Origin of the sequence: Thioalkalivibrio sp. ALE12, assembly GCF_000381105.1 — a bacterium.
Taxonomy (GTDB): domain Bacteria; phylum Pseudomonadota; class Gammaproteobacteria; order Ectothiorhodospirales; family Ectothiorhodospiraceae; genus Thioalkalivibrio.
Map to the genome: position 1 here is coordinate 38,513 of NZ_KB905915.1, position 11,549 is coordinate 50,061.

The following is an 11,549-nucleotide window of genomic DNA, read 5'->3' on the forward strand; positions in this document are numbered from 1 at the left end:
CTTTACTCCCCTGCGGCGAAGCGAATCGGGCCCCGTCGGGTATTCGCGTGACATCGCCTACAGTACAAAAGACCGCAGGCCGCCGCCCCGGTTCGGGGGGGCGGCGCATGGGGGCCGGCTAACGCTGTCTGCACGCCGGCCGGGGAGTGTCGCCCCGCGTTACAGGTAGGGAGTGAGGAGGCGGGCGGCCCCGTCGCGTAGCTGCGCGGGGAGCGGACGGGCGCGGACCTCGTCGAGGGTCAGGGGGTGCGACTGCGCGCGCAGGGCGTCGGCCCAGGTGGCCAGTTCGCCGCCCAGGCCGGCATCCAGGCATTCCAGATTGAACTCGAAATTCAGGCGCAGGCTGCGCGGATCCCAGTTGGCGGAGCCGACCAGGGCCCACTCGCGATCCACCAGCATCAGCTTGGCGTGGTTGAAGGGCGGCGGGGTGAGCCACAGGCGGCAGCCGCGCTCCAGCAGCTCGCCCTGTTGCGGGCGGCTGGCCCATTCCACCAGCCGCAGGTTGCTCCGGGCCGGGATCAGGATGTCGACCCGGACGCCCCGCAGGGCGGCGGCCTTGAGCGCGCCGGTCAGCGCCACGTCCGGCAGGAAATACGGGGTGATGATGGTGACCTGCTCGCGGGCCTCGGCCAGGGCCGATTGCAGCGTGAAGTTCAGGACCTCGAAGTCCTCGTCCGGGCCGTCCGGCAGGCCGCGACAGGCACGGGCCCCGGCCGGGGCAACGGTATCCGGGAACCAGCGCGGGCCGTCCAGACGTTCCCCGGTGGCGAATTGCCAGTCCTCCGTGAACACCCGCTGTAGTTGCGTGCAGGCGGGGCCGCGCAACTCGAAGTGGAGGTCGTGTATCGGGTGGGGGCCCGGATCGGCGTGGCTGTGGCCGCGGCGGATGTTCATGCCCCCGGTGAAGGCCCGGCGGCCGTCGATCACCAGCATCTTGCGGTGGTTGCGCAGGTTGAAGGCGGCCAGACTGCGTGGCAGGTGCACCGGCATGAAGGTGGTGGCCGGGATCCCCGCTCGGCGCAGCCGGCGCAGGGTGTTGCGGCGGCTGTAGCGGGCGCCGATGGCGTCGATCAGCACGCGCACCTGCACGCCCCGGTCCTGGGCCTGCTGCAGGCGGTCCACGAAGCGTTCCCCGACCCGGTCGTAGTCGAAGATGTAGGTGGCCAGGGTGATGCTGTGACGGGCGCTGTCGATGGCGTCCAGCATGCGGGCATAGGTGCGGTCGCCGTCGAACAGCGGTTCGATCGCGTTGCCGCCGACCAGGCGGAAAGGGCTCAGTCGGTCGCCGGAGTGCAGCAGGCGTTGCCAGCGTTCCGGCGGCTCGCTCAGGGTGGCGCCCCCGGCGCTCGGGTCGGCGATCAGATAGCCCTCGCGCAGGGCGTGGGCGCGCCGGCGGATGCGGTTGACCCCGAACAGCCAGTACAGGACCGAGCCGCCCAGCGGCAGCAGCACGATCAGCCCGACCCAGGCGATGATGGTCCCGGTGTCGCGGCGCTGCAGCAGGGCGTGCACCACGCTGATCGCCGCGAGGGCAAACACGGCGATGGCAGCGATACTGGCGATCCAGCCTGTATCCAGCACGAACGGACTCCTCCGGGGCTTCTCCGCTCCCCGGTTCGGCGGTTTTCCCGTGACCCCGTGGAATGGCGGGCGCGTGCCCGCTACAGTACGCGGGCCCGGTCCGGGGTAAAAGCCCGCGCCACCCATCATTCGCGAGAGCGCCGATGAGCGATATCGAGACCCCCAGCCTGTTCGCCAACAGCGGCGAGCAGCTGCCGCTGAAGGACTTCACCGAGAAGGCGTACCTGGACTACTCCATGTACGTGATCCTGGACCGTGCGCTGCCGCACATCGGCGACGGGCTCAAGCCCGTGCAGCGCCGCATCATCTACGCCATGAGCGAGCTGGGGCTCTCGGCCACGGCCAAGTACAAGAAGTCCGCGCGCACCGTGGGTGATGTGCTCGGCAAATTCCATCCGCATGGCGACTCGGCGTGCTACGAGGCGATGGTGCTGATGGCGCAGCCCTTCTCCTACCGCTACCCGTTCGTCGACGGGCAGGGCAACTGGGGCTCGCCGGACGATCCCAAGTCCTTCGCCGCGATGCGCTACACCGAGTCGCGGCTGTCGCGCTATGCGCAGCTGCTGCTCTCGGAGCTGGGGCAGGGCACGGTGGACTGGGTGCCGAACTTCGACGGCGCGCTGGACGAGCCGAAGGTGCTGCCGGCCCGGCTGCCGAACGTGCTGCTGAACGGCGGCTCCGGGATCGCCGTGGGCATGGCTACCGACATCCCGCCGCACAACCTGCGCGAGGTGGCTGCGGCCTGCGTGCACCTGCTGGAGCACCCGAAGGCGACTGTCGCGGAGCTGTGCGAGCACCTGCCGGCGCCGGACTTTCCCACCGAGGCCGAGATCATTTCCCCGCCCGCGGAGCTGCGAAAGGTCTACGAGACCGGCCAGGGCTCGATCCGCGCGCGGGCACGCTATGAACGCGAAGGCGACGACATCGTGGTCACCGCGCTGCCGCACCAGGTCTCCGGGGCCAAGCTGCTGGAACAGATCGCCAGCCAGATCCGCGCGAAGAAGCTGCCGATGGTCGAGGACCTGCGCGACGAGTCCGACCACGAGCACCCGACCCGTCTGGTGATCACCCCGCGCTCGAACCGAGTGGATGTCGAGGCGCTGATGGCCCACCTGTTCGCGACCACGGATCTGGAAAAGACCTACCGCGTGAACATGAACGTGATCGGCCTGGACGGTCGTCCGCAGGTGCGCGATCTGGCCGGGCTGCTGAGTGAATGGCTGAGCTTCCGCATCGAGACCGTGCGCCGGCGTCTGCAGTGGCGCCTGGAGAAGGTGCAGGCGCGGCTGCATGTGCTGGAAGGCCTGCTGATCGCCTATCTCAATATCGACGAGGTGATCGCGATCATCCGCGAGTACGACCAGCCCAAGCCGGAACTGATGAGCCGCTTTGGCCTGTCCGATATCCAGGCCGAGGCGATCCTGGAGCTGAAGCTGCGTCATCTGGCCAAGCTCGAGGAGATGAAGATCCGCGGCGAGCAGGACGAACTGGCCAAGGAGCGCGACCAGCTGGAGAAGACCCTGGGGTCCGAGCGTCGCCTGCGCACCCAGGTCCGCCGCGAGATCGAGAAGGACGCCGTGGACTATGGCGACGAACGTCGCTCGCCGCTGGTTCAGCGCGCCGCCGCGCAGGCACTGGACGAGTCCGCGCTGGTGCCCACCGAGCCGCTGACCATTGTGCTGTCGGAGAAGGGCTGGGCACGCGCGGCCAAGGGCCACGACGTGGATGCCCAGGGGCTGAGCTACAAGGCCGGGGATGCCTTCCAGGCCGCGGTCACCGGGCGCAGCAACCAGCCGGTCGCGTTCATCGACTCCACCGGCCGCACCTATACCATCCCCGCGCACACCCTGCCGTCCGCGCGCGGGCAGGGCGAGCCGCTGTCCGGCCGCGTGAACCCGCCGGAGGGCGCGCGCTTTGTCGGCCTGGCAACGGGCGCGGAGGAAGACCGCTGGCTGCTGGGCTCGGATCACGGGTACGGCTTCGTCGCGAAGCTGGGCGATCTGCTGGGCCGGCAGAAGGCCGGCAAGAACGTGCTCACGGTGCCCGACGGGGCTACCGTGCTGCAGCCGGCCTCGGTACGCAACCCGCACGAGGATCACATCGCGGTGGTCACCACCCGCGGCTATCTGCTGCTGTTCCCGGCCACCGAGCTGCCGGAGCTGGCGCGCGGCAAGGGCAACAAGCTGATCGGCATCCCCGCCGCGGCCCTCAAGGACGGTTCCGAACGGGTACTTGACGTGGCCGTACTGGGGCCGCAGGACACCCTGGTCGTGCACGCCGGCAAGCGCTTCAAGGCACTGGCCCCGGGCGAGTGGGCGGAGTACGTGGGCGAGCGCGCCCGGCGCGGTCGCCAGCTGCCGCGTGGCTACCAGAACGCGGACCGCCTGGAAGTGCGCCCGGCCTGAACCCCGGCGCGCTCCGGTGGTCACTGATCGGGGTGGCGCTTGAATTCGCGCGGCGCGCCCCGATGATTGCGACATCCCCGTAAATGGATTGATGGAGTACAGGAAAACTTCATGAAACGTGTTCTGCTGTTTCTGGCGACCAACTTCGCCATCCTGATCGTGCTCAGCATCACCCTGCGTATCCTGGGTGTGGAGAGCATCCTCGATGAACAGGGGGTCGATCTCGACCTGACCGCTTTGCTGATCTTCGCCGCCGTGTTCGGATTCGGCGGGTCCTTCATCTCGCTGGCCATCTCCAAGTGGATGGCGAAGAAGACGATGAAGGTCCACGTGATCGACAAGCCGCGCAACGCCACCGAGCAGTGGTTGCTGGAGACGGTGCAGCGCCAGGCCAAACAGGCCGGTATCGGCATGCCCGAGGTGGGCATCTACGACTCGCCCGACCCGAACGCCTTTGCCACCGGGATGAGCAAGAACAACGCCCTGGTGGCCGTAAGCACCGGACTGATGCAGAACATGGGGCAGGGTGAGGTCGAGGCCGTGCTGGGGCACGAGGTCGGCCACGTGGCGAACGGCGACATGGTGACCCTGGCACTGATCCAGGGCGTGGTGAACACCTTTGTGATCTTCCTGTCGCGCGTGATCGGCCACTTCGTCGATCGGGTGATCTTCAAGAACGAGTCGGGTCACGGACCGGCCTTCTGGATTACCGCCATCGTGACCGAGATCATCCTCGCGATCCTGGCCTCCATCATCGTGTTCTGGTTCTCGCGTCAGCGCGAGTTCCGCGCCGACGAGGCGGGGGCCCGCTTTGCCGGGCGCGAGAAGATGATCGGCGCGCTGGAGTCGCTGGCCCGGGCCTCCGGCCGGCCGGTGGACATGCCGGACCAGATGGCGGCCTTCGGGATCCGTGGCGGCATGGCCCAGGGCCTGAAGAAGCTGTTCATGAGCCACCCGCCGATCGAACAGCGCATCGCCGCGCTGCGCGCCAACGGCTGAGAAGACGCCTGGCGCCGTGCGTACACGGGCCGCCCCTAGGGGCGGCCCGTTTCATTTGAGAGATGCTGCTTCGCGGGGCTCAGTAGTAGCGGCCGCGGCCGGGCTGTCCGCCGGCGGCAAGGGCCGCGTCGCCGACGAAGGGGTTGCTGCGGCGTTCCTCGCCAAAGGTGGACTCGGGGCCGTGGCCGGGCACGAACCGGGTCTCGTCGCCCAGCGGCCAGAGCTTGTCGGTGATCGAGGCGATCAGCTCGCGCCCGTTGCCGCGCGGGAAGTCGCTGCGGCCGATTGCCCCGTGGAACAGCACGTCGCCGACCAGGGCCAGGCCGCTCTCGGAGTCGTGGAAGACCACGTGCCCCGGGGTATGGCCGGGGCAGTGGAGCACCCGGAGTGTGGTCTGGCCCAGCGCGATGGTGTCGCCATCCTCCAGCCACTGGTCGGGCACCAGTGGCGCGGTCTCGGGGAAGCCGAAGATCTGCGCCTGCGCCGGGAGCTGGTCCAGCCAGAAGGCGTCGTCGCGATGCGGCCCGATCACCGGCACATTGGCACGGGCGGCCAGTTCGGCGGTGGCCCCGACATGGTCCAGGTGGCCGTGGGTCAGGAGGATCTTCTCCAGGTGCACGCCGTGCTCGCGGGCGATCTGTTCGAGGGTCGCGGCATCCGCGCCGGGGTCGACCCAGGCCGCGGCCCCGGTGGCATCGCACCAGATCAGCGTGGCGTTCTGGGCAAGCGAGGTGACGGGGTGGCTCAGGTGACGAAGCATGATGCGGGATCCGTGAACGAAGTCGATTTTTGGTGCATCCCCGGCGGGTGGTTTTCATGCCCGGGAATAGATCGGGCGGACGTGCGTCTTACGGGGTATGCAGGTCTTCAAGGGTACGTGATATGACGAAACGGTGAAGGACGACCCCCTGCGTATTTCACCGGTTGACAAGAACATCGCCATATTAGAAGATTTGCATACGCTAATCGCTGTCCCCCCTGTCAGTGGTTAGTGGACTCCTCCATCCTCCTTTGGTGGTTTTCTTGGCGCGGGCTTTGACCCGCGCTTTTTTTTGCCTGTTATTCGCCTCCTGTTGCCGGGCGTGTCTACCATTGAGTCCGGCCCGTGCCGCGGATGGCCCGTCGATGATGACCCAACGCCCATGATCCGAAGCCTGAACAGCCTGCGCACCGCGGTGTTGTCCTTCGTGCTGCTGCCGCTGCTGCTGCTGATGGCCGCGGTGGTGGCGCTCGGCCTGCGCGAATTCCAGGTCCAGATGGAAAACCGCATGCAGGAGGATATCGAACTGGTAGCGCGTTCGATCCGGCTCCCGGTGTCGAGCGCTATGCTGCAGGACGACGTGCCCGGGGTGCAGCAGTCGCTGGATTCGCTGTTCCAGATCGAGGAGGTGTTCGGGGTCTACGTCTACGACGCCGAGGGCCGCATGGTCGCGGCCAGTGGGCCGCCCAGCCCGACCCTGCAACGCCGCGGTGAGGCCCGGGTCATCAGCGAGACCGGCAGTCTCGGGGCCTTCGGCGAGCACCAGGGGCGCGAGACCTTCTCCTTCTTCCTGCCGTTGTCGGATCCGGCCGGGCGGATCGTGGGCCTGCTGCAGGTGACCCGCGATGTGACCCCGTTCCGGGCCTTCGTCACGCAGCTGCAGTGGCAGGGCGGGTTGCTGATGCTGGCGGTCAGTGCGCTGTTCCTGCTGGTCGTACTGTTCGGCTACCACCGGGCCGTCGGCCGGCATGTGTCGCGCCTGATGGCCGCGATGCGCGCGATCGGCGATGGCCAGCGCGGCCTGCGGGCGCCGGAGGACGGGCCGGCCGAACTGCGCGGGCTGGCGGTCTCGATGAACCGCATGATGGAGCGCCGCGAGGCCTCGGAGGCGGAACTGGAGGCGCAGCGCCACGAGCAGGTGCGGCTCGAGGAAAAGCTGCGGCACTCGGAGAAGCTGGCGGCGATCGGCCAGCTCGCGGCCGGTGTGGCGCATGAGCTGGGGACACCGCTCGGGATTATCGCCGGGCGGGTGCAGCGGGCCATTCGCCGCCTGCCGGAGGCGGATCCTGCGCGCAAGGAGATGGAGGCGTTGCAGGCCGAACTCGAGCGGGTGGAGACCATCGTGCGGCAGTTGCTGGACTTTGCCCGTCGCAATCCCCTGCAGGAACGCCCCCTGGACCTCGCGCAACTGGTCGGCGACCTGGTCGAGCGGGTGCGCGCGCGGCACGCGCCCGACGCGATCCGGTTCCAGGTGGACGGGGAGGCGCTGGTCGTCGCGGCCGATCGTCTGCGCCTCGGACAGGCGCTGGAGAACCTGCTGGAGAACGCGGCCCAGGCGGCCGCCGGTGAGGTGCGGGTCCACTGGCGGGCGGAGGCCGACCGGGTAACCTTGGTGGTGGCCGATGACGGTCCGACCGCCGGGCGCGGGATCGACGACGAACAGGCGGCGCGCCTGTTCGAGCCCTTCTTCACCACCAAACCCACGGGCGAGGGAACCGGACTGGGGCTGGCTGTTGTCCAGGTGGCACTGGAAGATCATCGCGGCACGGTCGCGCTGGATCGCAGCGTGCCCGGGGAGACCCGCTTTGTCGTGCATCTGCCGCTGGCCACTGACGAACCGCAGGAGACGCGCCTATGAGCGCCGCGCCACAAACACCCGCCGCGCCCCCGGAATCGGTCCTTGTCGTCGAAGACGACCGCGGACATCGCGAATTGCTGCACGAGGAGCTGGCCGAGGCCGGCTACGCGGTCACCGCGGTAGGCAGCGCCGAGGACGCCGCGCGGGCACTGGCACAGCAGGCCTTCAGTCTGGTGGTCAGTGACCTGCGTCTGCCGGGCGCCGACGGGTTTCAGGTGCTCGAGGACGCGCGCGCCCGGGTGCCGGCGCCGGGGTTCATCATGCTGACGGGCTTCGGGACCATCGACCAGGCCGTGGCCGCACTGAAGGCGGGGGCGGACGACTTTCTGACCAAGCCGGTGGACCTCGATCATCTGCGCCTGGCTGCGGACCGGGTAACCGAGGCGCGTCGCCTGAAGGACGAGGTGCGGCGCTATCGCGAGGTGCTCGCCCGGGCCGACGGGTTTCATGGCATGCAGGGACACAGTCCGGCCATGCTGCAGATGTTCGACCTGATCCGGCGGATCGCGGCCGCCGACGGCAGCGTCCTGATTACCGGCGAGTCCGGGACCGGCAAGGAACTCGTGGCGCGGGCGCTGCACGCGGAAAGTGACCGGGCGCACGGGCCGTTCGTCGCGCTCAACTGCGCCGGCATCCCCGAGGCCCTGCTGGAGTCGGAGCTGCTGGGGCATGTAGCGGGTGCCTTCAGTGGGGCGAAGGGTGCCCGTCGAGGACTGTTCACCGAGGCACATGGGGGAACCCTGTTCCTGGACGAGATCGCCGAGATGCCGGTGGCGATGCAAAGCAAGCTGCTGCGCCTGCTGCAGGACGGACGGGTGCGCCCGGTGGGCGCCAACGAGGAGATCGAGACGGATGTGCGTATCGTCGCGGCCACCCACCAGGACCTGCAGGCGCACATGGCCGACGGCCGTTTCCGCGAGGATCTCTACTATCGCCTGGAGACCTTCCGCATCGAGATCCCGCCGCTGCGAGAACGCGGTGACGATGTCGAGTACCTGGCCCTGCAGTTCCTGCGCCAGCAAGCCCTGGCCCGAGGCCTGCCCGAGCGGCGTCTGAGCCCGGAGGCCCTGCGCGCGCTGGTGCGCTACCCCTTCCCCGGGAACGTACGCGAACTGGCCAGCCTCATCGAGCGCGCCGCCACCCTGGCCACGGGCGAGGTGATCGAGACCCGGGACCTGCCGGAACGCGTGTTCGCGATCGGCGGCGAAGATGCGGGTGTGGCCGCCGGTGGTGCCGGCGCAGAGGTGTTACCCGTAGCGGGAGTCGGCGACGACACCCAATGGCCGACGCTGGAAGAGCGCGAGCGCGACTACATTCAGCGGGTCCTGGAGCACGTGGACGGCAACAAGCAGCGGGCCGCGCGTATCCTCGGCATCGGACGCAAGACGCTCTACCGCAAGCTCGGTGAATCCGACCCGTCGTGACATCCTGACCCGGGTCGAGCTGACCCATGTGTCATTATGACCCATTCACAATCCCGCCGTCGGCGGACGCCCTGTCAGCTGATTCAGTCCTAACCATCTGATTCCTATAGAATGTCTCCCCGGTTGCCATTGTTGGCACGATGCCTGCTCCTCCTCAGTCAGCAATCGGAGAAGCGCAGCCCGCACGGGCTCATTCCTCCTCACACGGTTGCGGCGCGGCTGGACCGGGGGCGCCTCGAGCGGGTCCCGGTCGGCCGCGAGATCCGATCGAACCAAAGGAAAAGGAGCAACATGATGAATATGCGCAAGACGATCCTCGCGATGGCCCTGACTTCCCTGTTTGCCGTCGGTGGCGCGGCCTCCGCGCAGTATGGTGGTGCCGAAGGCGGCGCCGGCGGTGGCGACATGGGCGGCGCCCAGGGTGGCCAGCCCCCGGCCCAGGAAGGCGGTGCCGGCGCCGGCGGCGGTGCCCAGGGCGGCCAGCCGCCGCAGGGTGGCGCCCAGGGTGGCGCGGCCCAGGGCGGAGCCCCGATGCAGGAAGCCCCCGAGGTGGACCTGAGCGAAGAGGACATCGACACCTTCGTGACCGCCTTCGTCGCGGTGCAGGAAGTGCGCGAGGACTTCGCTGACCGCCTGCAGAACGCCGAGGACGAGACCGAGGCGCAGTCCATGCAGCAGGAAGCGCAGGACGAAATGGTCAGCGCTGTGGAAGACACGGGCATGAGCGTCGAGGAATACAACGAAGTCGCCATGGCCCTGCAGAACGACCCCGAGCTGATGCAGGAAGTGCAGGAGCGCGCCGAAGCCCAGCTGTAAACGGGTTGTGTGCCGCCCCGGGCCTTGCGCCCGGGGCCTGCAAGGGGGGCCGGCCTTCGGGGCGGCCCCTTTATTATGTGCGGAGGGCGTTCGCGCAGGCCCCGGCCCGCCACGTCGCCTCCGGTGGACGTCGAGCACGGCACGTCTCGCGAATTGTCCCTTTTGCTTGAATCGGGTGAAGGGAAGCGTTATTCTTGCGCGCTTTCTGAATCGCCCCGACCTCGGAGCATCGAACATCATGAGTACCATCAGCGCCAAGCCGGCCGAAGTCGAACGCGACTGGTTTCTCGTCGACGCCGACGGCAAGACCCTCGGCCGACTCGCCACGGAGATCGCACGCCGTCTGCGCGGGAAGCACAAGCCCGTGTACACGCCGCATGTCGATACCGGCGACTACATCGTCGTGATCAACGCGGAGAAGATTCGCGTCTCCGGCAACAAGGCCATGGACAAGAAGTACTTCCACCACACCGGTTATCCGGGTGGCATCAAGGAAGCCAACTTCACCCAGATGATCGAGCGTCATCCGGAGAAGGTGCTGGAGCTTGCCGTGAAGGGCATGCTGCCGCGCAACCCGCTTGGCCGGGCCATGTTCAAGAAGCTCAAGGTCTACGCCGGCACCGAACACCGGCATACGGCCCAGCAGCCGCAGCCGCTCGAAGTCTGAGCCGCCAGAATCAGCAAGGGAATCGATCCGAATGGCTACCAATCAGTATTACGGCACCGGCCGCCGCAAGACCGCCGCTGCGCGCGTCTTCCTGCGCCCGGGTACGGGCAACATCACGGTTAACCAGAAGCCGCTGGACGAGTTCTTCGGCCGCCAGACCTCGCGCATGGTCGTGCGCCAGCCGCTGGAGGCGACCGAGTCCACCGAAAACTTCGACGTGATCGCAACCGTCGAGGGCGGTGGTGGTAACGGCCAGGCCGGTGCGATCCGCCTGGGCATTGCCCGCGCCCTGGTGCAGTACAACGAAGAGCTGCGCTCGCCGCTGCGTCGTGGTGGTCACCTGACCCGCGATGCCCGCGAGGTGGAGCGGAAGAAGATCGGCCTGCGCAAGGCCCGTCGTGCAACCCAGTACTCGAAGCGTTAAAATTCGCCTCGAGTTTCTGCGGGACGCACGCGATCCGGTTTACTGGGGGATCGTCTAGCGGTAGGACTACGGACTCTGACTCCGTCAACCCAGGTTCGAATCCTGGTCCCCCAGCCATCCATGGAAGAAGGCCCCCTTGTGGGGCCTTTTTTCATGGATAGATGGAAGTTTCCAGGATGAGAACCTGCAAGGTTCGACGGCGAGGCGCAGCCGAGCCGAACAGCGCCGCTTGCGGCGCTGGCCCGAAGGGCGAGGCGCGTAGCGCCGAGTAATCCTGGTCCCCCAGCCATCCATAGAAAAGGGCCCCCTCGTGGGGCCTTTTTCTATGGATATATGAGCGAGCCCAGGGTTCGAACCTGGAAGGTTCGGCGAAGCGCAGCGGAGCACTGCACGCGCGCCGCGCGTGCAGCCCCGAAGGGGTGAGGCGGCGTAGCCGCCGAATCATCCTGGTCCCCCAGCCATGGCGGTGTGCCCCTCGATGGGGCTCACCGTCATTTGCTTCAGAATGGTCACTCCTTCAGGTGAAGCCCCTTCGTGGGGCCCTTTTCTATGGATATTTGAGCGAGTCCAGGGTTCGAACCTGGAAGGTTCGGCGAAGCGCAGCGGAGCACTGCA

Annotated in this window: 9 protein-coding genes, 1 tRNA gene and 1 other RNA gene; 9 read left to right on the forward strand and 2 right to left on the reverse strand. The window is 67.8% G+C overall.

From position 1 onward, the window contains the following. Positions 1–159: 159 nt before the first annotated feature. Positions 160–1,581, reverse strand: coding sequence for a cardiolipin synthase (gene cls, locus F614_RS0112405; protein WP_019558988.1), 1,422 nt, complete (start codon positions 1,579–1,581; stop codon positions 160–162). Positions 1,582–1,724: 143 nt separating this feature from the next. Between cls and parC the strand changes: the two genes are divergently transcribed. Both parC and htpX read left to right on the forward strand, forming a co-directional pair. Then, the gene (gene parC, locus F614_RS0112410) at positions 1,725–3,986 is read left to right on the forward strand and encodes a DNA topoisomerase IV subunit A (protein WP_019558989.1); all 2,262 of its coding nucleotides are present in this window, start codon (positions 1,725–1,727) and stop codon (positions 3,984–3,986) included. Between the two features lie 111 nt (positions 3,987–4,097). Beyond that, the gene (htpX, locus tag F614_RS0112415; RefSeq protein ID WP_018867169.1) at positions 4,098–4,985 is read left to right on the forward strand and encodes a protease HtpX; all 888 of its coding nucleotides are present in this window, start codon (positions 4,098–4,100) and stop codon (positions 4,983–4,985) included. 79 nt (positions 4,986–5,064) lie between these two features. Here the strand turns inward: htpX and F614_RS0112420 are convergent, their stop codons facing one another. Continuing rightward, positions 5,065–5,745 (reverse strand): MBL fold metallo-hydrolase, encoded by a 681-nt coding sequence (locus F614_RS0112420; protein WP_018875844.1) that lies wholly within the window; start codon positions 5,743–5,745, stop codon positions 5,065–5,067. Positions 5,746–6,127: 382 nt separating this feature from the next. Here F614_RS0112420 and F614_RS0112425 point away from each other — a divergent pair, with 382 nt between their 5' ends. The 7 genes from F614_RS0112425 to F614_RS14640 all read left to right on the forward strand — a co-directional run bounded on the left by F614_RS0112425 (position 6,128) and on the right by F614_RS14640 (position 11,223). Beyond that, positions 6,128–7,603 (forward strand): ATP-binding protein, encoded by a 1,476-nt coding sequence (locus tag F614_RS0112425; RefSeq protein ID WP_019558990.1) that lies wholly within the window; start codon positions 6,128–6,130, stop codon positions 7,601–7,603. Then, a complete protein-coding gene (locus tag F614_RS0112430; RefSeq protein ID WP_018875842.1) occupies positions 7,600–9,027 on the forward strand; it encodes a sigma-54 dependent transcriptional regulator in 1,428 nt (475 codons plus the stop codon). Before F614_RS0112425 ends, F614_RS0112430 begins: the two co-directional genes overlap by 4 nt. Before the next feature lie 294 nt (positions 9,028–9,321). Beyond that, positions 9,322–9,843: a DUF4168 domain-containing protein gene (locus F614_RS0112435; RefSeq protein ID WP_026329863.1), complete on the forward strand. Its 522-nt coding sequence runs from the start codon at positions 9,322–9,324 to the stop codon at positions 9,841–9,843. A 238-nt stretch (positions 9,844–10,081) separates the two neighbouring features. Continuing rightward, a complete protein-coding gene (gene rplM, locus F614_RS0112440; protein ID WP_017940583.1) occupies positions 10,082–10,510 on the forward strand; it encodes a 50S ribosomal protein L13 in 429 nt (142 codons plus the stop codon). 31 nt (positions 10,511–10,541) lie between these two features. After that, complete coding sequence (gene rpsI, locus F614_RS0112445; protein ID WP_018867174.1) at positions 10,542–10,934, forward strand: 30S ribosomal protein S9; 393 nt, start codon at positions 10,542–10,544, stop codon at positions 10,932–10,934. 43 nt (positions 10,935–10,977) lie between these two features. After that, positions 10,978–11,051, forward strand: a tRNA-Gln gene (locus tag F614_RS0112450). A 38-nt stretch (positions 11,052–11,089) separates the two neighbouring features. After that, positions 11,090–11,223, forward strand: a non-coding RNA gene (locus F614_RS14640) — RtT sRNA. Positions 11,224–11,549 lie beyond the last annotated feature (326 nt).